Raw genomic sequence first — 482 nt, forward strand, 5'->3', positions numbered from 1 at the left:
GCCCACGGAACCCCACCCAGCGGCCCACCCACCACCTCACCCCCCGCAACCGCCCGAATCACCGCGACCAGCACCCCGGCACCCCTGCCGACGCAGCCCCCGAAGCACCCGAACGAGCTGCCGAACACGGGCGCCGAAGAGCTGCTCTACGCGACCGGCGCGACCCTGCTGGTCGGCCTCGGCACACTGGCCCTGGTCTCCGCCCGTGCCACCCGCCGCCTCCCGAGGCCTCGCTCCGGCAGGCAGTAGGCCGGCCGCACGCCGACCGGCGGAACCAGCCCCGGGCAGCCCGGTGCCGGCCAAGGGGCCGCAGGTTCACATCCCGTCGTCCTGACCAGTCCTTCGCAGGCCGGAGGCCGTTCCCGCCCGATGGCGGGAACGGCCTCCCTGAATACAACCCCCATCGCAAAAACCGGGGGGGGCGGCAGGGTTGGTAACCGGCGCCCCCGGGCCCCCCCCGCCAAGGCGGGAAGAGGGGGCAG

The 482-nt window shown here is 75.1% G+C and carries 1 pseudogene; it reads left to right on the plus strand.

Annotation, left to right across the window (positions count from 1 at the left end):
- Window positions 1-249 (plus strand): annotated as a pseudogene (locus ACFVHV_RS42255) (hypothetical protein); the annotation flags it as partial.
- Between the last annotated feature and the right edge of the window lie 233 nt (window positions 250-482).

The sequence above is a fragment of the Kitasatospora sp. NPDC127116 genome (assembly GCF_042677365.1).
GTDB classification, from domain to species: Bacteria; Actinomycetota; Actinomycetes; order Streptomycetales; family Streptomycetaceae; genus Kitasatospora; species Kitasatospora lactacystinica.